22 protein-coding genes are annotated in these 20,026 nt (G+C 65.6%); 10 read left to right on the top strand and 12 right to left on the bottom strand.

Annotation, left to right across the window (positions count from 1 at the left end):
- Nucleotides 1-45: 45 nt before the first annotated feature.
- Together ACH13J_RS10570 and ACH13J_RS10575 are read right to left on the bottom strand one after the other, a co-directional pair.
- Complete coding sequence (locus ACH13J_RS10570; RefSeq protein ID WP_397543295.1) at nt 46-414, bottom strand: response regulator; 369 nt, start codon at nt 412-414, stop codon at nt 46-48.
- A gap of 70 nt (nt 415-484) precedes the next feature.
- Nucleotides 485-1,780, bottom strand: a complete 1,296-nt coding sequence (locus ACH13J_RS10575) for a helix-turn-helix domain-containing protein (protein ID WP_397543296.1) — start codon at nt 1,778-1,780, stop codon at nt 485-487.
- 217 nt (nt 1,781-1,997) lie between these two features.
- On the opposite strand from ACH13J_RS10575, the gene ACH13J_RS10580 reads away from it, so the two are divergent.
- The 9 genes from ACH13J_RS10580 to ACH13J_RS10620 all read left to right on the top strand — a co-directional run bounded on the left by ACH13J_RS10580 (nt 1,998) and on the right by ACH13J_RS10620 (nt 11,269).
- Entirely contained in the window at nt 1,998-3,347 is a 1,350-nt protein-coding gene (locus ACH13J_RS10580) for an ABC transporter substrate-binding protein (RefSeq protein ID WP_397543297.1), read from the top strand.
- A gap of 88 nt (nt 3,348-3,435) precedes the next feature.
- Nucleotides 3,436-4,467: an ABC transporter permease subunit gene (locus ACH13J_RS10585; protein ID WP_397543298.1), complete on the top strand. Its 1,032-nt coding sequence runs from the start codon at nt 3,436-3,438 to the stop codon at nt 4,465-4,467.
- Between the two features lie 3 nt (nt 4,468-4,470).
- Nucleotides 4,471-5,673 carry an ABC transporter permease subunit gene (locus tag ACH13J_RS10590; protein WP_397543299.1) on the top strand — a complete coding sequence of 401 codons (1,203 nt, stop codon included), beginning with the start codon at nt 4,471-4,473 and terminating at the stop codon, nt 5,671-5,673.
- A gap of 12 nt (nt 5,674-5,685) precedes the next feature.
- Nucleotides 5,686-6,441, top strand: a complete 756-nt coding sequence (locus tag ACH13J_RS10595) for an ATP-binding cassette domain-containing protein (RefSeq protein ID WP_397543300.1) — start codon at nt 5,686-5,688, stop codon at nt 6,439-6,441.
- A gap of 16 nt (nt 6,442-6,457) precedes the next feature.
- Nucleotides 6,458-7,213: an ATP-binding cassette domain-containing protein gene (locus tag ACH13J_RS10600; RefSeq protein WP_397543301.1), complete on the top strand. Its 756-nt coding sequence runs from the start codon at nt 6,458-6,460 to the stop codon at nt 7,211-7,213.
- A gap of 87 nt (nt 7,214-7,300) precedes the next feature.
- Nucleotides 7,301-9,250, top strand: a complete 1,950-nt coding sequence (gene acs / locus ACH13J_RS10605; protein ID WP_397543302.1) for an acetate--CoA ligase — start codon at nt 7,301-7,303, stop codon at nt 9,248-9,250.
- 168 nt (nt 9,251-9,418) lie between these two features.
- Nucleotides 9,419-10,450, top strand: a complete 1,032-nt coding sequence (locus ACH13J_RS10610; protein ID WP_397543303.1) for an EamA family transporter — start codon at nt 9,419-9,421, stop codon at nt 10,448-10,450.
- 147 nt (nt 10,451-10,597) lie between these two features.
- A complete protein-coding gene (locus tag ACH13J_RS10615; protein ID WP_397543304.1) occupies nt 10,598-10,867 on the top strand; it encodes a glucose-6-phosphate isomerase in 270 nt (89 codons plus the stop codon).
- A 129-nt stretch (nt 10,868-10,996) separates the two neighbouring features.
- Nucleotides 10,997-11,269, top strand: a complete 273-nt coding sequence (locus ACH13J_RS10620; RefSeq protein ID WP_397543305.1) for a glycine zipper 2TM domain-containing protein — start codon at nt 10,997-10,999, stop codon at nt 11,267-11,269.
- Nucleotides 11,270-11,318: 49 nt separating this feature from the next.
- On the opposite strand, the gene queF is transcribed toward ACH13J_RS10620, so the two are convergent.
- The 5 genes from queF to ACH13J_RS10645 form a co-directional block, all read right to left on the bottom strand.
- Nucleotides 11,319-11,786: a preQ(1) synthase gene (gene queF / locus ACH13J_RS10625; protein WP_397543306.1), complete on the bottom strand. Its 468-nt coding sequence runs from the start codon at nt 11,784-11,786 to the stop codon at nt 11,319-11,321.
- Nucleotides 11,787-11,797: 11 nt separating this feature from the next.
- Nucleotides 11,798-12,544: a 7-carboxy-7-deazaguanine synthase QueE gene (gene queE, locus ACH13J_RS10630; RefSeq protein ID WP_397543307.1), complete on the bottom strand. Its 747-nt coding sequence runs from the start codon at nt 12,542-12,544 to the stop codon at nt 11,798-11,800.
- Entirely contained in the window at nt 12,523-12,879 is a 357-nt protein-coding gene (gene queD / locus ACH13J_RS10635) for a 6-carboxytetrahydropterin synthase QueD (protein WP_397543308.1), read from the bottom strand. Before queD ends, queE begins: the two co-directional genes overlap by 22 nt.
- Nucleotides 12,879-13,571: a 7-cyano-7-deazaguanine synthase QueC gene (gene queC / locus ACH13J_RS10640; RefSeq protein WP_397543309.1), complete on the bottom strand. Its 693-nt coding sequence runs from the start codon at nt 13,569-13,571 to the stop codon at nt 12,879-12,881. Before queC ends, queD begins: the two co-directional genes overlap by 1 nt.
- Nucleotides 13,572-13,728: 157 nt before the next feature.
- A complete protein-coding gene (locus tag ACH13J_RS10645; RefSeq protein ID WP_397543310.1) occupies nt 13,729-14,649 on the bottom strand; it encodes a LysR family transcriptional regulator in 921 nt (306 codons plus the stop codon).
- A 102-nt stretch (nt 14,650-14,751) separates the two neighbouring features.
- Between ACH13J_RS10645 and ACH13J_RS10650 the strand changes: the two genes are divergently transcribed.
- Nucleotides 14,752-15,294 (top strand): DUF6647 family protein, encoded by a 543-nt coding sequence (locus ACH13J_RS10650; protein WP_397543311.1) that lies wholly within the window; start codon nt 14,752-14,754, stop codon nt 15,292-15,294.
- Between the two features lie 83 nt (nt 15,295-15,377).
- Here ACH13J_RS10650 and ACH13J_RS10655 read toward each other — a convergent pair whose 3' ends face one another.
- The 5 genes from ACH13J_RS10655 to ACH13J_RS10675 all read right to left on the bottom strand — a co-directional run bounded on the left by ACH13J_RS10655 (nt 15,378) and on the right by ACH13J_RS10675 (nt 20,021).
- Nucleotides 15,378-16,181 carry a 3-hydroxybutyrate dehydrogenase gene (locus tag ACH13J_RS10655; RefSeq protein WP_397543312.1) on the bottom strand — a complete coding sequence of 268 codons (804 nt, stop codon included), beginning with the start codon at nt 16,179-16,181 and terminating at the stop codon, nt 15,378-15,380.
- A gap of 168 nt (nt 16,182-16,349) precedes the next feature.
- Nucleotides 16,350-17,423 (bottom strand): YeeE/YedE family protein, encoded by a 1,074-nt coding sequence (locus ACH13J_RS10660; protein WP_397543313.1) that lies wholly within the window; start codon nt 17,421-17,423, stop codon nt 16,350-16,352.
- 83 nt (nt 17,424-17,506) lie between these two features.
- Complete coding sequence (locus tag ACH13J_RS10665; protein ID WP_397543314.1) at nt 17,507-17,938, bottom strand: DUF302 domain-containing protein; 432 nt, start codon at nt 17,936-17,938, stop codon at nt 17,507-17,509.
- Between the two features lie 71 nt (nt 17,939-18,009).
- A complete protein-coding gene (locus ACH13J_RS10670; protein ID WP_397543315.1) occupies nt 18,010-19,275 on the bottom strand; it encodes an FCSD flavin-binding domain-containing protein in 1,266 nt (421 codons plus the stop codon).
- Between the two features lie 23 nt (nt 19,276-19,298).
- Entirely contained in the window at nt 19,299-20,021 is a 723-nt protein-coding gene (locus ACH13J_RS10675) for a c-type cytochrome (RefSeq protein WP_397543317.1), read from the bottom strand.
- Nucleotides 20,022-20,026 lie beyond the last annotated feature (5 nt).

Below are 20,026 nucleotides of genomic sequence, written 5' to 3' on the forward strand. Positions count from 1 at the left end.
ACCGGTACGTGCGCCTGTGCACGAACAGGGAACCGCGCCGCCCCCTCAAGACGCCACCAATTCGCGCACCGCCTCCAGCACCTCGGCATTCGAGAACGGCTTTGTCATGTAACGGCTGGCGCCGGCGCGCTCGGCCATCTCGCGGTCCTTGTCCTGACCGCGTGCCGTCAGCATCAGAACCGGCACGCCGTTGAGATCGTCGTCGCCACGGATTTCCTGCAGGATGTCGAAGCCGCTGCGCCCCGGCAGCATCACGTCGAGGATCAGAAGGTCAGGCCGCTGCGCGCGCACGACATCGACCGCGTCGTGACCGTTTGAATGCGTCTTCACCTCCCAGCCTTCCCGCGCGAGGATGAACCTTATCGCCTCGATTATGTTGCGCTCATCCTCGATGAGAATGACCCTTTTGCCCATTCAATCGGCCTCCCCTCCGATTGCGCGGCCGCGTGGCCGCATTTCACTATCGTCAATGTCGGGCGGGCTGTCAAAAGCCGCCGACGATAGACGGTTCCCGCCGGGCCGGGCAATCCGTCCTCGGGCAGACCCGGCAGTTGGTGCCGACCTCGCGCGGGGGGGCCGCACCTTCGGTACCGGGATCGGGCAGCAGCAGCATGTGCGGACGCACCAGAACCGGCGTATCGAAACCGGCCGGCGCGATGACGTCGTTGACTGCCATGGCCAGAACGCGCGCCTCGCCCTGCTGGAGCCGCATCCGAACCGGCGCGTTTGGCTGCACCAGAAGCTGGAACAGGGGCCAGAGCGTGCAGGCTGACGCCGATTTCGGGATCGAGAACCCCAGAACGGGCTTGCGGAACACCAACGTGCCGGACCCGTCGCAAACGACCAGCCCCACCGGCCCCGTCATCTGCTCGGGCAGCATGGCAAGCCTTCGGAAGACGGCGGCCATGTCGCATCCCGTGCGCGCGGCGATCCGCTGCGGGTCGATGGGGTCATCACCGATCTCGTCGCGCAAAGTGGTCATCGGCAGGGCCTGCGCGTCGCGCAGATACTGCTCCAGCGCCTGTCGCGCCAGTTGCCGGCCGACCCGCGTGTCAAGCGCGTCCGAGCCGTCCAGCAACGCCTCGATCTCCGCAGGTCCGGCGGACCTTTCGAGATCGGGAAAATGAAACCCGTTCTCGTCAAGGAAGGCGTGCATCTCGTCCTGCGGCGACTTGATCTCGGCCTTGGCATCCAGCGACACCTCCAGATAGCGAGCCAGCGCCTCCGCCCCCTCGCCCAGCCGCTGGCTGTCCTCGTTGATGTTGCGCTGGAAGCGGTGGCGCCATTCCGGTTCGAGGGCATGGGATTCGGCAAGGATCGACGCGGCAGAACGTATCGCCGTCACCGTCGAGATGACCTCGTGCAGAGACGCGGCGAGCTGCGGGTCGTGCGACAACCAGTCCGACAGCGTCTTGACGGTATCCTCCAGCTCGTCGCGCTGCCGGTTCAGCTCGCACACCAGCTCGGCCCACCCGGGAAACCGCCCGGCGAATTCCTCGGCACGCGCCAGCTCCGTCTCGATCTCGGGGCGCACCGCCGCCGCCTCGCGCAACCCGCTGACCAGCGCGGCCTCCGCTCCCTCCGACAGCAGGGCCGGGGCCACGTCGAGGACCTCCGCCAGCTTGTTGAGGGTCTTTCCGCCGATTCTCCGCCGGTTGTGCTCGATCAGGTTGAGATAGGATGGCGAGATGCCGGCACGCCGCGCCAGCTCCGACTGCCGCAGGCCGTTCATCACCCGCCTTTCGCGGATGCGGCTGCCGATCATCGAGGGTTCCGACATCGTGTATTTTTCCGTGGAATCTTGGGCTTCCGCCACGTCATACAAAAAAATTTACAAGCCCGCCATGCGGGTTGTCCATTTTTTTACAAATAAATCCTTTCGCAAAAGCCTGTTGTTGCGAAATTTTCTGGTACCTTGCCATAATCGTTTTGCACATTGGTGTGTTCCGGGGCGGCAGAGGAGGCCCCTCGGAAGTTTCTCAAACGGGAGGATATCCATGTCCAAATCCAATCTGACTCGTCGTGGCCTGCTCAAGACCAGCGCGGTCGCGGGCGCGGGTGTTGCGCTGCCGACGATCTTCACGTCGCGCGCCAGCGCCTTCACGAACGAGCCGACCGGTTCGAGCGTCGTGCTCGGCTTCAACGTGCCGCAGTCCGGCCCCTATGCCGACGAGGGCCAGGACGAGCTCCGCGCGTATGAACTGGCGGTCGAGCACCTCAACGGCGGCGGCGACGGCGGGATGATGAACACGTTCTCGTCCGACGCGCTGAAAGGCAACGGCATCCTCGGCAAGAAGGTCGACTACGTCACCGGGGACACCCAGACCAAGTCGGACGCCGCGCGTGCCTCGGCCCGCTCGATGATCGAAAAGGACGGTGCCGTGATGATCACCGGCGGGTCGTCCTCGGGCGTGGCCGTGGCGGTGCAGGCGCTCTGCCAGGAGGCCGGGATCATCTTCATGGCCGGCCTGACCCATTCCAACGACACCACGGGCAAGGACCGCAAGGCCAACGGCTTCCGCCACTTCTTCAACTCCTACATGTCGGGCGCGGCGCTCGCGCCGGTGCTGGCGGCGGAATACGGCAATGACCGCAAGGCCTATCACCTGACCGCCGACTACAACTGGGGCTACACCACCGAGGAGGCCGTGCGCGCCTCGACCGAGGCGCTCGGCTGGGAAACGGTCGCGGCCGTCAAGACGCCGCTGACCCAGACCGATTTCAGCTCGTACATCGCGCCCGTGCTGCAATCGGGGGCCGACACGCTGGTGCTCAACCACTACGGCGGCAACATGGTCAACTCTCTGACCAACGCCGTCCAGTTCGGACTGCGTGACAAGGTCGTGAACGGCAAGGACTTCCAGATCATCGTGCCGCTCTACTCGCGCCTGATGGCACGCGGTGCCGGCGAGAACGTGAAGGGTATCTTCGGCTCCACAAACTGGCACTGGTCGCTGCAGGACGAGGGCTCCAAGGCCTTCGTGAAATCCTTCGGCGAGAAATACGGCTTCCCGCCCAGCCAGGCGGCGCACACCTGCTACGTGCAGACGCTGCTCTATGCCGACGCCGTGGAACGCGCCGGCAGCTTCGAGCCGTGCGCGGTTGTGGAGGCGCTGGAAGGCTACGAGTTCGACGGGCTGGGCAACGGCCCGACGCTGTACCGCGCCGACGACCACCAGTGCTTCAAGGACGTGCTCGTGGTGAAGGGCAAGGAAAACCCGCAATCCGAGTTCGACCTTCTCGAAATCGTCGAGGTCACGCCGGTGGAGCAGGTCATGTACCCGCCGGATCACCCGCAGATGGGCGGCGCCGACGCGACGCTCGGCACCTGCAACAACGGCGCCTGATCGCGCGCCGTTGTCGGGGTGGGCACGTGGTGCCCACCCCCACCCGCGCCGGTCCGGCGCCTCCTGAAAATTTCTCAGAGGCAGACCGATGGAAGCAATCATCCTGCAAATTCTCAATGGCCTGGACAAAGGGTCGGCCTATGCGCTCATCGCGCTCGGCCTGACACTTATCTTCGGCACGCTCGGCGTCGTGAACTTTGCCCATGGCGCGCTGTTCATGATCGGCGCGTTCTGCGCGGTCACGCTGAACCGTATCCTGACCGCCTCCCGCACGATCATCGACGAGACGCGAACCGACTTTCTGGGCAATCCGCTCGAGGTGGAAGTGCCGTATGTCCACGACTGGTTCGGCGAAGCTGCCGGGGCCACGATCATCGAATGGTCGGTGCCGCTCGCGATCCTCTTCGCAATCCCGGTGATGATGCTGATCGGCGTGATCATGGAACGCGGGCTCATCAAGCATTTCTACAATCGCCCGCACGCGGACCAGATCCTCGTCACCTTCGGTCTTGCGATCGTGCTGCAGGAGATCATCAAGTTCTTCTACGGCGCCAACCCGATCCCCACCCCGGCGCCCGACGCCTTTGCCGGCTCTTTCGATTTCGGCGCGTTGCTCGGGTTCGATCCCAATCTCATCATCTACCCGTACTGGCGGATCATTTACTTCGTCTTCGCCGCGATCGTGATAGGTGCCGTTTTCGCCTTCTTGCAGTTCACGACGTTCGGGATGGTGGTCCGCGCCGGCATGGCCGACCGCGAGACCGTCGGGCTGCTGGGCATCAACATCGACCGCCGCTTCACCATCATGTTCGGCCTGGCCGCCTCCGTGGCGGGGCTGGCCGGCGTCATGTACGCCCCCATCAACTCGCCCAACTACCACATGGGAATGGATTTCCTCGTGCTCAGCTTCGTGGTGGTCGTCGTGGGCGGCATGGGAAGCCTGCCCGGCGCCGTGCTTGCCGGTTTCCTGCTGGGCATCCTCGAAAGCTTCGCCTCGATGGGCGCCGTGCTCGAGGTGCTGCCGGGCATCAACCAGATCATCATCTACCTGGTGGCCATAATCATCCTGCTCACCCGTCCCCGGGGGCTGATGGGCCGCAAGGGCGTCATGGAGGAATAAGCCGTGCTTGGTCTAGAAAAGAAAGATTTCCGTCTGTTCGTCATCGTGGCGGTGCTGGCCCTGCTCGCGCCCTTCATCCTCAACCCCTTTCCCTCGGACTCGGGCCTCGCGCAGTTCAACGCCGGCTATCCCGACCTGATGCAGCGCTTCGTGATCTTCGGGATCTTCGCCATCGGCTTCAACATCCTGTTCGGTCTGACAGGCTACCTCAGCTTTGGCCACGCGGCCTTTCTCGGGGTGGGGTCCTATGCGGCGATCTGGATGATGAAGCTTCTGACGATGAACATCATCCCGGCCATCATCGTGTCGATCGTCATCGCCGGTCTGTTCAGCCTGATCGTGGGATGGATATCGCTGCGCCGGTCCGGAATCTATTTCGCCATCCTCACCCTGGCCTTCGCGCAGATGTCCTATTCCCTCGCCTACTCGGTGCTCACGCCGATCACCGGCGGCGAAACGGGCCTGCAGCCCAAGGTCAATGACGCCCGCATCCTTGACGGGCAGCTCGCCGAGGGGAGCACGCCGCAGGCCAATCTCTTCGGCATGGACATGAGCGCCAGCATGGAGCTGAACCCCGGCGGGTGGCTGTTCACCTTCAACGCGGGCTACTACATCGCGGCGGTGGCCATGCTGATCAGCTTCTACCTGGCGATCCGCATCTTCCGGTCGCCGTTCGGGATGATGCTGCGCGCGGTCAAGTCGAACCAGACGCGGATGTACTATACCGGTCTCAATGCCAAGCCCTACACGCTCGCGGCCTTCGTCATCTCGGGCATGTATGCCGGCCTGGCCGGTGGGCTTCTGGTGTCCATGGACACGCAGGCCGGGGCCGAACGCATGTTCTGGACCGCCAGCGGCGAGGTGGTCCTGATGACCATCCTCGGCGGGGCGGGCACGCTGATCGGCCCGGTCCTCGGCGCGGGCCTGATCAAGTACATGGAAAACATCCTGTCCAAGATCAACAAGGACGTGCTGCACGAATGGTTCGCCTTCATGCCCAGCGGGCTCGAGGACTTCATCGTGGGCATCGTCTATCCCTTCGTAGGAAAGGGCTGGCACCTCACCCTCGGCGTCATCTTCATGGCCGTGGTGATCTTCCTGCCCGGCGGCCTGGTCGAGGGCGGTCAGCGCATCGCGCGCCTCTTCCGCGGCAAGAAGCCCAAGGATGACGGCGACAAGGCCACCCAATCCACCCCAGCGGAATAAGGAGACCGACCAATGGGCATTCTTGAAGTCAAGAACGTCAACAAGCGCTTCGGCGGTCTGCAGGCGCTGGGCGACGTGAACCTGAGCGTGGAGGAGAACTCCGTCCACGCCATCATCGGGCCGAATGGCGCGGGCAAGTCCACCCTGCTGAACTGCCTGATCGGCAAGCTGGTTCCCGACACCGGCTCGGTCATGTTCGACGGGCAGAGCGTGCTGGGCCGAAAGCCCTTCGAGATCAACCAGATGGGTATTTCCCGCGTGTTCCAGACGCCGGAGATCTTCGGCGACCTGACCGTGCTGGAAAACATGATGATCCCGATCTTCGCGACCCGCGACGGCGCGTTCCGGATGCATGCACTCGAAAGCACGTTCCGCGAAAAGACCGTCATCGAACAGGCCGAGGACATGCTGGAGAACCTGAATCTGGCGGAACAGCGCCACGTTCACGCGGCGGCGATGTCGCGCGGCAACAAGCGGCGGCTGGAGATCGGCATGTGTCTGGCGCAGAACCCGCGGCTGCTGTTGCTCGACGAGCCGACGGCGGGTATGGCGCGGGCGGACACCAACGCCACGATCGACCTGCTCAAGCAGATCAGCGACGAGCGCGACATCACCATCGCAATCATCGAGCATGACATGCACGTGGTGTTCAGCCTGGCCGAACGGATCACGGTGCTGGCCCAGGGCACGCCGCTGGTCGAGGACACACCCGACAAGATCAAGGGCCACCCCAAGGTGCGCGAGGCGTACCTGGGCGAAACGGCCTGATACAAGGAGAGCCAAGATGAACGTCAAACCCGACTTCTCGAAGGGCGTCAGCCACGCCGAGACGGCACCGGCTTTCCTGTCGGTGTGGGAAATGCAGTCGTACTACGGCGAGAGCTACATCGTTCAGAACATCTCGTTCAACGTGCACGAGGGCGAGATCCTCGCGCTACTCGGCCGCAACGGCGCCGGCAAGACCACCACCCTGCGCTCCATCGCGCGGATGGACAGCCCGCAGGTCAACCACGGGGAAATCTGGCTGGATCACCAGCCGCTGCACAAGATGAGCAGCCACGAGGCCGCACAGGCGGGCATCGGGCTTGTGCCCGAGGACCGCTGCATCATCCCCGGCCTGACGGTCGAGGAAAACCTCCAGCTGGCGCAGATCGCCCCGCCCGCCGGCTGGTCGTTCGACCGCCTCTTCGAGCTCTTTCCCCGGTTGGCCGAGCGCCGCAAGCAGGAAGGCGTCACCCTCTCCGGCGGCGAACAGCAGATGCTTGCCGTGGCGCGTGCTCTTGCCCGCGACATCAAGGTTCTGCTGCTCGACGAGCCCTACGAGGGGCTTGCCCCCGTTATCGTCGACGAGATCGAGAAGACGCTCCGCGTCATCAAGGAACAGGGCATGACCACGATCATCGTCGAACAGAACGCGGTGCGCGCATTGGAACTGGCCGATCGCGCTGTTATCCTCGACACCGGCGGCATCGTCTTTGACGGCACCGCGGAGGAGGTTCTGGAGAACGAGGAGCTGCGCGCCGAGTACTTGGCCATCTGAGGCCGCACGGCCCGCCGCCGGGATCTCTTCCTGCCGGCGGGCGGGCCGATTGCACTCGACCGAAATTGCCAAAAACGAGGGGCTAAGATGTCCGAACACCACATTTATCCACCTGCCGCCGAGTTCGCGGCCAACGCTCACGTGGACGCGACCAAATACAAGGAAATGTACGAGGCGTCCGTGAACGATCCGGACGCTTTCTGGAAGGAGCACGGCAACCGCATCGACTGGATCAAGCCCTTTACCAAGATAAAGGACGTGAACTTCGATTTCGGCAACGTCTCGATCAAGTGGTTCGAGGACGGCCAGCTCAACGTCGCGGCGAACTGCGTCGACCGCCATCTTGCGACCCGCGCCGACCAGACGGCTATCATCTGGGAACCCGACGAGCCGACCGACGAGGCCAAGCACATCACCTACGCGGAATTGTCGCGCGAAGTGAACAAGCTGGCCAACGTCTACAAGAAGCTCGGCATCGGCAAGGGCGACCGCGTCGTTTTGTACATGCCCATGATCCCCGAGGCCGCATATGCCATGCTGGCCTGCGCCCGGATCGGCGCGATCCACTCGATCGTCTTTGCCGGCTTTTCGCCAGAGGCGCTGGCCGCCCGCGTCAGCGGATGCGAGGCCAAGCTGGTGGTCACCGCCGACGAGGCGCCGCGCGGCGGGCGCAGCACGGCGCTCAAGGCCAATGTCGACAAGGCGCTCGCCATCAGCGGCGACGTCAAGACGCTGGTCGTTGCGCGCACCGGGGCCGAGGTGAACATGCAGGAGGGCCGCGACCATGCCTACGAGCCGCTCATGGCAGAGGCATCGGAGAACTGCGAGCCCGAGGTCATGAACGCCGAGGACCCGCTTTTCATCCTCTACACCTCCGGGTCGACCGGCGCGCCCAAGGGGGTCGTTCACACCTCCGGCGGCTACCTCGTCTGGGCGGCGATGACCCACGAGATCACGTTCGACTATCACGACGGTGACGTCTACTGGTGCACCGCGGATGTCGGCTGGGTCACCGGGCACAGCTACATCGTCTACGGCCCGCTGGCCAACGGGGCGATCACGCTGATGTTCGAGGGCGTGCCGACCTACCCGGACGCCTCGCGCTTCTGGCAGGTCTGCGAAAAGCACAAGGTGAACCAGTTCTACACTGCCCCCACGGCGATCCGTGCCCTCATGGGTCAGGGGAATGAGTACGTCGAGAAATGCGACCTCTCCAGCCTCAAGGTGCTGGGAACGGTGGGCGAACCCATCAACCCCGAGGCTTGGGAGTGGTATCACAACCAGATCGGCAAGGGTAAGGTGCCGATCGTCGACACGTGGTGGCAGACGGAGACCGGCGGCCACCTGATGACCCCCCTGCCCGGGGCGCACGCGCTCAAGCCCGGCGCGGCGATGAAACCCTTCTTCGGGGTGGTTCCGGCCGTGCTCGACCCGCAGACGGGCGAGGAAATCACCACGAATCCCGCCGAGGGCGTGCTGGTGATGAAAGACAGCTGGCCGGGGCAGATGCGCACCGTCTGGGGCGACCATGCGCGCTTCGAGAAGACGTATTTCGCCGACTACAAGGGGTACTATTTCTCCGGTGACGGCTGTCGCCGCGACGAGGACGGGGATTACTGGATCACCGGCCGCGTGGACGACGTCATCAACGTCTCCGGGCACCGCATGGGCACGGCCGAGGTCGAGTCCGCGCTCGTGGCACATCCCAAGGTCTCCGAGGCCGCCGTGGTCGGCTACCCGCACGAAATCAAGGGCCAGGGCATCTATTGCTACGTAACCCTGATGGCGGGCGAGGAGCCCAGCGAGGCGTTGCGCAAGGAGCTGCGCGACTGGGTGCGGCAGGAAATTGGCCCCATTGCCAGCCCCGACCTCATCCAGTGGGCGCCGGGTCTGCCCAAGACACGCTCGGGCAAGATCATGCGCCGCATCCTGCGCAAGATCGCCGAGAACGACTACGGCAGCCTCGGCGACACGTCGACACTGGCCGATCCGGGGGTCGTTGACGACCTGATCGACAACCGCATGAACCGCGGCTGACCGCGTTCGGCCGTGGGGCCGGCACGGCCCGCGGCACCGCATCCCGGGGCCGGCGCAAACGCGCCGGCCCTTTCCAATGAAACCGGCACCGGGCGGGGCATGTCTTGTCTCCGACATCCTGTCGCAAACCGGCAAGCAGGCTGCCGCGGTCCCGGGCACCGTCGCGTCATGACATCCCTCAGCCCCGACATACAGGGCGTCCCGTCGCGGACGCTGCATGGTATTGGTTGCATCCTGCTGGGCATGTGCCTCTTTGCCGGGCAGGACGCCATGATGAAACTGTTGCTGGGCGCCTATCCGCTGTGGGTGCTGATGTTCGTCCGCTCCTGCGCGGCGGTGGTGGTGCTCGTGCCGCTGATCCTGGTGCTGGGCGGTTCCCATCGCCTGACAACGCCGCACTGGCGGCTGCACCTGCTGCGCGCGACCCTGTTCAGCGCCGGTTTTTCGCTGTTCTACGCTGCATTTCCGTTCATGGGACTTGCCGAAGTCACGACGATCTTTTTCTCGGCACCGCTGATGATCGCCGTCATGGCCGCCTTGTTCCTGAAAGAGACCATCGGCCCCCACAGGATCGCCGCCCTGATAACGGGCTTTGCAGGCGTGGTGATCGCGATGAACCCCGGCGGCGCGAGTTTCACCTGGGTGGCGGTGCTGCCGCTGCTCTGCGCGGCCTTCTATGCCGCATCGCAGATTCTCGCGCGCCGCATCGGGGATCACGAATCCAGCCTGACGGTCGGGCTTTGGACACTGATATTTGCCGGTCCGATCGTTCTGGGCATGGGGTTCGGCCTCAATCAGGTGATATCCTTTGGACCGGAATTCGCGCATCTGCGCTGGAAAGTGCCGGATGCGGCCATCACGGGCGATGCCCTGCAGCTGCTCATGCTGGGCCTTTTCGGCATGGCCGGCTACACGATCCTGTCCCGAGCCTACCAGGTGGCCGATGCCAGCATCATCGCGCCGTTCGACTACAGCTACCTGCCCATCGCGGCGGTCATGGCGTGGATTTTCTGGCAAGAGGTGCCGCCGCTCACGACCTTCGTGGGCATGGCGCTCATCGTCTCCAGCGGCCTCTACATCGCCTATCGCGAGCTGCGTGCCGCGCGCGACGGCGACGGCCAGACCATGGTGGCAGAGTCCGTGACGGCACCTGGTAGCACCTACGCAGCCCCTTTCGACGAGGATCACGACAACGACTAGGCGGCGTTCCGCTGTCCCGGCCCCGTCAATCCCGCGGAAATTTGCCGTCGCCGCCCGCCCCCCTTACGCCAACGCGCTGGATACATAGCTTGGAAGGGTCGAACCAACGGGTGCCCGTGGGCGCCCCGCAAGCTACGGAGGAAAACCATGAAACACGGCATATTCGCTATCGCCATCGCCGCGCCGGTCGCGTTGGCCAGCTGCGCCACCCCCTACCAGGAACGCCAGCTCGGCGGCGCGTTGTTCGGCGGCACGCTGGGGTTCATCACGGCCAAGGCGCTGGACGCCGACGACGACTGGGTTGTCGTGTCGACGCTCGGCGGTGCTGCGGCCGGCACGCTGGTGGCGCGCAACACGGCCAACAACCGCTGCGCCTACGCCACCGAGGACGGCCAGTACCGCGTCGCCCCGTGCTGACATGGGGGGGTCGGGGATTCCTCCGGCCGCCCGGCGACTTGACCCGGATTAATGCAGGGGCGCGGCAAACCGTCTAGGCAAGCAGGATGCAGGCCCGTGCCTGCCGCCCGCCACTGTCCGGAGGATTCCATGAAACGTCCCCTCGCGTCCCTGCTGTTCGCCTCGATCCTGTCACTGGCCGCCTGCGAGACGCCGCAACAAGAGCGCGAGCTTCGCGGTGCGCTCATCGGCGGCGGCTTGGGGCTGATCACTGCCAAGGCGCTGGACGCCGACGACAACTGGGTGATCGTGTCGACGCTGGCCGGCGCGGCTGCAGGGGCGCTCGTGGCGCGCAACACCGCCACAGGCAGGTGCGCCTATGCCCGCGGCGACGGAACCTATTACCGCGCGCCCTGCCGATGATCGCCTTGCGAATCCCTTGTGACCGGGGGCGGCGCGCGGGCCGTCACGGTCAGCCCCGGCCGCGATAGGGCGGAACGCCCTGATCGGGAATCCAGACCCCCTCGGGCATCGGGCCGGTCTGCCAGAACACGTCGATCGGGATGCCGCCGCGCGGATACCAGTAGCCGCCGATGCGCAGCCATTGCGGTTCGAGGAACTCCACCAGCCGCCGCGCGATGGACAGCGTGCAATCCTCGTGAAAGGCACCGTGATTGCGAAAGCTGCCGAGGAACAGCTTGAGCGACTTGCTCTCGACCAGCCACGCGCCCGGTACGTAATCGATCACCAGATGTGCAAAATCCGGCTGCCCGGTCATCGGGCAGAGCGAGGTGAACTCAGGTGCGGTGAAGCGGACGTTGTAGGCCACGTCAGCCTGCGGGTTCGGCACCCGCTCCAGCTCGGCCTCGTCGGGGCTTTGCGGCATGGCGGTCGCCCCGCCCAGCTGCGTGAGGTTCTTGTAGATGTTCTCGTCGCTCATCTCGCGTCTCCCTAAACGCCGCGCTTGTTGCCCCACAGCGTGACATGGAGTTGCGGCAGAACCCGCGCGGCGTACCAGCCGTCGCTTGTCACCCTGTCGATCAGCCAGCGCATTCGCTCATCGATTCCCGGCTGGTCCACGCTGGCCGTGTCGTCGCCCGGCGGTGGCGGGGTGTGGTTGCCCGGCTGCAAATAGACAGGCAGTTCGGGGAACCGCTCTGCCGCCTCCTTGGCATAGGTGTAGTCGGCCTCGTCGAACACCACGATCTTGAGCACAGTCGGCGCCGACTTGGCCGCGCGGACAGCGTTTGCCACGATACGCCAGTCCGTTTCCATCCGCGACGATGGCGGCTTGGGACTGAGCACCAGCATGTCGAGATCGGCAAACCACGGCTTGACGACGGAGCCCTGCGTTTCCATCGCGAAACGGTAGCCCTTGGCGCGGCCCTGTTCGATCAGCCGGTCGAGTGGCTGAATGGCCGGGTTCCCGCCCGACAACGTCACCGTCAGCGGCTTGCCGCCGGAGAGCCGCGCGACCTCGGCCAGCACGTCCTCGGCCGGCATCGGCGTCCAGCTGTCGCGAAAGGCGGCATCCACGGCGTGCAGGCTGTCGCACCACGAACAGCGGAAATCGCACCCGCCGGTGCGCACGAACACCGTCGGCGTGCCGATCAGCGCCCCCTCCCCCTGTATCGTGGGGCCGAAAATCTCGGAGATGCGGATGGCGTCGCGTTCGCTCACGGCCGGTATTCCGCCCATGTCTTGGGGGTCTCGCTGACACGCACCGCGGCCGTTTCGGGCCAGCGGGCCGCGCACCAGTCATGCAGGTGTTTCGCAAGCCGCTCGGCGGTTACCATGTCATCGCCCAACACGTCGTTGAGATGGCGGTGATCCAGCTCGTCGTCGATGTACCGCTTGAGCGCGGCAAGATCGTGATAGTCACGCACGAATCCGTGGGTGTCCAGCGACTCGCCCGCCAGCTCGATCATCACGATGTAGTTGTGTCCGTGCAAGCGCGCGCACGGATGATCTCCGGGCAGATCCTTGAGCTGGTGCGAGGCAGAGAAATGGAATTCCTTGGTGATCCGGTACATCAGGCCTCCTTGACCGCCTGGCGCCAGTAATCGGGGTCGGCATACTCGGTCGGGTCGGGCACACCGGCGATCTCGAACGCCTCGCGCCGTTCAACACAGGTACCACAGCGCCCGCAATGCACCGCGCCCCCCTTGTAGCAGGACCACGTCTCGGCAAAGGGCGTGCCATGCCTCGCCCCCTCGGCCACGATATCCGCCTTGGACACGTTCACGAACGGTGTGTAGAGCGTGATGTCGGCCACACCGTCGAGCGCGTGGCGCTGCATGGTCTGGAACGCGTCGATGAAACCGGGCCTGCAGTCGGGGTAGATGAAATGATCGCCGCCATGCACCGCCGCCGCCACCGCGTCGGCCTTTTCCGCCGCTGCCATCCCGAAGGCGATAGCCAGCATGATCGCGTTGCGATTGGGCACGATGGTGATTTTCATCGTTTCCTCTGCATAGTGCCCGTCCGGCACGTCAACGTCATCGGTCAGCGCCGAACCCGACAGGGCGTGGCCCACGCCGGATATGTCCACGACCTTGTGCGGCACGCCAAGCCGGTCGGCGCAGGTCGCGGCGTACTCGACCTCCTTCACGTGACGCTGGCCATAGTCAAAGGACAGAAGGCCGCGCAAGGCATTTTCCCCCGCAACCTTGTGCGCAAGCGACACGGAGTCGAGCCCGCCGGAGCAGATGACGATGGTTTTCATGGCTGTAACCCTTGTTTTGGTATGCGGGTAGGCTGCGACCGCAAGGTTGCCATGTAACCCGCGACGCCCGCCGGCGCAAGGCGCCGGTCGTGCCGATGCGGCCTGTTCTGCCCCCGCGATCGAGCGGTTGACCGCGACGGAACGAGGCGGCCGCGCGTTACTGTGCCGCCTCCACGCGGGTGGGGGCCGGGCTTGTCCCGTCCTGCAGGGATTCATTGAGGAACCAGTCCCGCAGGGCGACAACCCGGGGATCATGACGCCGGGCCTCGGGATAGGCCACGGAATATATCGTGACCGGCTCGGTCTCGGTGTCGAAGAGGCGGACCAGTCGCCCCTCCTTCAGGGTCGTGCGCACGATCGCGTCCCATGCGAGGCACACACCCTGCCCCCGCTCGGCGGCGACCATGTTGATCTCGCAATGCGCGTTGAAGGAGCCGCCCATGCGCTCTTCCGACACGTCGAAGCCCGCCTGCCGGAACCACCCGGCCCAACCATCCATCACATGGTCGCGAAGCAGCCATTCGTTGAGCAAATCTTCGGGCGCGCGGATGCGTTCGGCGATTTCAGGGCAGGCAACCGGGTAACGGCCGGTCTCAAGCATGGGGTGCACCTCGGCACCGGGGATCGGGCTGTCGCCCCAGTGCACGATCAAGTCGGCGTCGTTGGTTGTGAAATCGGTCACGGGCGCGCCGCTTGCCGTTGTCAGCGAAATGTTGTCGCGCAGCGGGCAGCGGTCCAGCCGCGGCACCATCCAGCGCGCGTTGAAGGCCGCTGTCGCCTGGACCCGGAACGGGGATGTCGCCCCATCGGCCGAGGCGGCGTCGGTCGCGGAGACAAGATCACCGAGGATCGCGCTCAGCGCATCACGGTATGCCCGCCCCGCCGGCGTCAGGTGCAGACGGTTCGCGGCGCGCAGGAAAACCGGCCGGCCGAGGTGGTCTTCCAGCGTCCGGACCTGGTGGCTGATCGCGGACGGGGTCACGCAAAGCTCCTCGGCCGCCAGGCGAAAGCTCATATGTCGCGCTGCCGCCTCGAAGGCGCGGATGGCGGAAAACGGCGGAAGATGCGGCGTCGGCATGGATGAACCCGCCTCATCGGGAGATGAGAAACGATCCTTTGAGCGAAAATTTACGCGACGTTAGCATATTTCGAGTTTCAGCAAAACTTACGGAGGGTTGTCATGACGCCCCTGTCACGGTCCGCACATGCACGGATCGTCCCGATGCTCTGTGCGCTGACGCTGGCGCTGTTGCCCCCGGTCTCCCGCGCCGCAGAGCCCGGCACGGGCTGGCGATCCGCAACGACCATGCCCGCACTGGTGCGCGCGCTCGACTCCTGGCTCGACAGCCACAGCCCCTATGCCGCCCGGGATGCCGCACCGGACATCCGCCTCGTTTCGCATGGCCGGATACGCGCGCTGTCATCGGCGGGGCACCGGTCCGGTGATCGCCGTCGCGGGCTTTACGACCCGGAAAACCGCGTCGTCTACCTCGCGCGGCCGTGGTCGATGCGCGACGCGCGGGATGTCAGCGTGCTGCTGCACGAGCTGACCCATCACCGGCAGGCGACTGCCCGGCACTGGTACTGCCCCGGCCAGCAGGAACTGCCCGCCTACCGCCTGCAGGCCGCATGGCTGGCCGAGCAGGGCACGCGGATCGCGATCAACTGGATCGCGGCCACCTTGGCGGGCGGCTGCACGACCCGGGATATCCACCCCGACTGAACCGTTACGAAACGGCCGCCGGCGCTCCCATGCCGTGCGGCACCACTGGCCGTGGCGTCCAAGGACCCACGGCCCTTTTTTCTTCACTGCGTCGTCCAGCCACCATCCACCGGGATCGCCGTACCGGTCACGTTGTGCGCGATCGGATCGCACAGCCACAGCGCCAACGCACCCATTTCGCGCGGGTCCGAAATGCGCAGGGAGGGCTGCTTTTGCGACAGGAGATCGGTCACCGCGGCATCGCGGTCGCCGCCGATCTCCTGCGCGCGGGTCTCGATCTGGGGCGTGATGAGGGTGGTCTCGGTCCAGCCAGGGCAGATGCAGTTGACGGTCACGCCGCCGCTTTGCCTGCTGCCTGCGGCGGCGTATTCCAGCGCCGCCACCTTGCTGAGCCCCACCAGCCCGTGCTTGGCGGCCACGTAGGGTGCCTTGTTGACCGAGCCGATCAGCCCCTGAACCGAGGCCATGTTGATCACCCGGCCATAGCCGCGCTCCGCCATCGGTGGCAGCGCCGCCTGCATGGTGTAGAACGCCGCCGAGAGGTTCACGCCAATGATCGTCTCCCACGTGGCGTGCGGCATGTCCGCCAGCGGCGCGGTGTGCTGGATGCCGGCATTGTTGACGAGAATATCCGCCCCGCCCCAGTCGGCGACCGCCTGCATCAAGTGGGTGATCTGATCGGGATGCCGCAGGTCGCCGTGAAAGAACTCCGCCTGCGGCGCACCGAGATCCTTGAGATGGGCGCAGACCTCCGCGATCCGGGCGTCGCCCGCGATGCCGTGCACCGCGATCCGCGCCCCCGCGCCGGCCAGCGCTTCGGCCACGCCGAGCCCTATGCCCTGCACCGAACCGGTCACCAGCGCCGTCTTGCCGCTCAGCTCAACCATCTTCCGTCTCCTCCCGCGTATCTCGCAGTTCCATTTGCGACACCGCGTCCTGATTGTTCACCCGCAATTCAGGCGCCGCGCCATGGACCCGGGGCCGCTTGAGCCAATCGACCTGAACGGGACAGGGCGCCTCGGGCGCGGCCCTTGCCGGCGAAGACCGGTGCGGGATCACTCTGCCGCGACGCGCCCCGGGGCCCCGCCGAACCGCCACAGCGCCAACTGCGTGGCCATCGCACCCACCCACATGAAGAAAACCGCGATCCAGGCCGTCAGCGCCATGATGGCGCCGCCCGACAGGCCTGCGCCGACAGCGCAGCCCCCGGCCAGCATGGCGCCAAAGCCCATCAGAACGGCCCCGACGAGGTAACGCTCCATCGGGGTGTCGGTGCCGAAACGCTGGATGCGAAACTCCCGCGTCAGCAGCGCGGTGACCGCCGAGCCGGCGAACACCCCGGGCACCAGCCCCACACCGAAGCCGAGAGGCAGGGCCGTGGTGTTCACCAGCCCCATCAACGTATCGGTTGCCGGCCCTGTAAAGGTTACCGAGGATATCGGGATGATCTCGAACGAAACCTGCGAGACGGCGAAGGTCGCCGCCCAGCCGAGCGCCACCGCCACCCCCACAAGCGCGGCGGCGATCGCGTGGGTGATCCGAACACCGCGCCGCAGCGCCAGCCCGAATGATGCCAGCAGCGCCACCGCCCCGGCCGCTGCGACCACCCCCGATGTCAGCCCGCTATGGGCCAGCAGGCTGCGTGCGCTGCCCCCGGGAACCAGCCAAAGCCCCGCCAGCGCCTCGCGCGCGGGCGCCAGCGCCCCGCGCAGCGCCGATTGCGCCACGAGCGTCAGAACCAGCCCCGTCAGCAGGGCGCGCAGGTTTCCCGTGGCCGACAAGACCAGGAGACGGCTGGCGCAGCCGCGGGCAAGGATCATGCCCGCCCCGAACATGAGGCCCCCGATGATCGCACCCGACAGGCTGCCGGTGGATGCCAGTTGCCGCGACTGCGACACATCCAGCCAACCGGCGGCAACACCGCCCTGTACGCAGGCCAGTGCGGCGAAAAACGAAATGAGCCAGATCGACAGGCGCGGGCCAAGGGTGCCGCCCGCCACCTCGACCGTCGCCGCCCGCAGGCAGAACCGCGAATGCTGGGCCGCGGCGCCAAACAGGATGCCGACGGCCAGCCCGGCCATCATCAGCACGGCCCCATCGCCGTAGCGGTCAAGCAGCGTCACGATCATGGCTCATCCTTTCGGTTTGACCGGATAAGCCCTCGCCGGCGCCAACGCCTTGATATACGTCAAGTGCGGCGCCGGCGCGCCTCTCAGTCGAGCGCGTCTTTCACGATCCCGTCCAGAAGCGTTTGTACCTTCTGCATCTCGCCGTCGGGCATGTTGCGGTAACCGATCTCGACGTCGCCGTTCTTGTCGGTCACGAAGATGCCGTAGGGACAGTGACCGATGTTGGACGGGTCCGCCTCCATCACCTCGCGCGAAACCGTGGCCGAACAGAAAAGAAAGATGTCCGCGGCATCGAATATCTCGACGTCGCTGCCCACGTCCTCGGCCGTGCGATTGAGCATGTCGCCCACATGGCTGGTGTAGTCGATCACCAAACCTTGACCGATGATCGCGTTCTCGACGGCAAAGGTCGCGTCGTCGAAGCTGCCCTCGAAATCGTAGGTCGTCACGTCGGCGGCCAGTGCCGCCGGGGCCATCGTGATGCCGAGGATGGCCGCGAGTATTGGCGTCTTCATGGGAATGCCTCCTTTGCACTGGGAATTTCGTGGCGCGGGCCTTGCCGCCCGGGAAGGCCCGCACCGATGGGTCAGCCGAACATGTCGCTGGTGATGCCGGAATACCAGCCCTCGGATTCCTCGTAGGTCGCCTTGCGGGTGGCCGCGTCCTCGCCGGTCTGGGAGATGAAGCCGTCGACCTTGGCGATCTTTTCCTCGGTGGCTTCGTATGTGGCGCCCACCTTGACCCCGTCGTTGGTGTCGATCAGCGACCAGCAGGTGTTGCTGAATTTCGGCGGGAAGACGCGCGATCCGGTCAGCGCGCCGCGCACCGCGTTGGCGCACACCTTGGCCTGGCTGTTGGCAGCGAAGCCGGATTTCGGCATGTCCCCCTGCGCCGCCGCGTCGCCCAGCACATGCACGTCGGCATCGGCCTTGCTGCTCAGGTCAGCGGCGTTCACCGGGACCCAGTTGCCGTCGGTCACGCCCGCGATCTCGGCGATGCGCCCGGCCTTCTGCGCGGGGATCACGTTGCAGACGTCGACCTGTTCCACGATCCCGTCGATATCCATGGTCATCTCGGCGGGATCGACGCTCACATTGGCGCCGCCGAAATCGGGGCCTATGCGTTCTATCATGCCGCCGTAGTGCTTCTGCCAGCCCTCCTCGAACAGCGCCTGCTTGGAGAATTTCGCCTTGGGATCGGCAACGAGGATCTTGGCGGTCGGGTTCATCTGCTTGAGGGCATGGGCCACCATCGAGATCCGCTCGTACGGCCCAGGCGGGCAGCGATACGGGTTGGGCGGGGCCACCATGCCGAAGATCCCGCCCTCGGGCATCGCCTCGATCTGCGCGCGCAGCAGCTGTGACTGGGAACCAGCCTTGTAGGCATGGGGCATCGCGTTCTGGGCAGTGACGTCCCATCCGGGAACGGACCCGTCGACGAAGTCGATCCCGGGGCTGAGGATCAGCTTGTCATACTCCAGCATCGGGCCGCCGGCGAGACGGACGGTCTTGGCATCCCTGTCCACGTCCACCGCCAAGTCATGAACGACATTGACCCCGCCTGCCGCCAGCTTGCCATATGTGTGGCCCAGATCCTCCATCTCCTTGAAGCCGCCGAGGTAGAGATTGGAAAAGAAACAGGTGTAATAGCTGCGCGTGGGTTCCACCAGCGTGACGTCGATCTCGCCATCGCTGTCCTTGGCGATATAGCGCGCCGCCGTCGCCCCGCCCGCGCCGCCGCCGATGACCACGACCCTTGGTCTCGCCATGCCCTGCGCCATCACGCGCGGCGCGGCGAGGCCGGCTGCCGCGACGGCGCCGGTACGCAGGAAATTCCGTCTGTTCAAAGTCATTTTGGGTCCTCCTCCCCTATGCCTCATCCATCGAGGTCCTTGAAATAGGCCGCGAGCGCCGCGATCTCCTCGTTCGACAAGCGCCCCGCCATCATCTGCATCACCGGGTGGGGACGCAGCTTGTTCTTGTAGGCGTGCATGGCCACCACGAAATCCTCCTCGGGCCAGCGCGTGATCGAGGGTATTCCTTCGGCGCTGCCGTCCGCCTTGTGGCAGGTCAGGCACTCGGTGGCGAGGTATTCACCATACTCCGGATCCCCCTCCAGCGCCAGGATATCGGGATCAAGGTCATGATCGGTCTCGATGGCAGTGGGCGCCGCCTCGGGGATATTGGCCGGGTTGTCGGAAAAGGTGCGCAGATACGCCAACAGGTCGGCCCGTTCCTGCGCATCCTCCAGCCCGCGAAAGCTCATCCGCGTCTTGGAAACCAGCGCGCGGGGATTCTCGATGTAGGCGTCCAGCGTTTCCAGCGTCCAGACAAGACCATCGGTACCCATCCGCTCCATGGCGTTGGAATAGGGGAAATCCTCGTGCGCCCCGGCCTCGCGGCCGAAAATGCCGTTCAGGTGCGGGCCGATCCCGTCCTGGGCGCCGTCGCCGACCTCGTGGCAGCCCGAGCAAAGCGAGAAAATCTCCCGGCCCTTGCCGGCGTCGCCGATGAGCTCGGCGCGGGCCGCGGGTGCGGCCACCGCCAGCGCCACGGCCGCGACGACGCAGCACAAACCGGCCCGCACGCCCCGAAAGATTGCCT

It is taken from the genome of Roseovarius salis (genome assembly GCF_044472985.1).
In the GTDB taxonomy this organism is placed as follows: domain Bacteria; phylum Pseudomonadota; class Alphaproteobacteria; order Rhodobacterales; family Rhodobacteraceae; genus Roseovarius; species Roseovarius salis.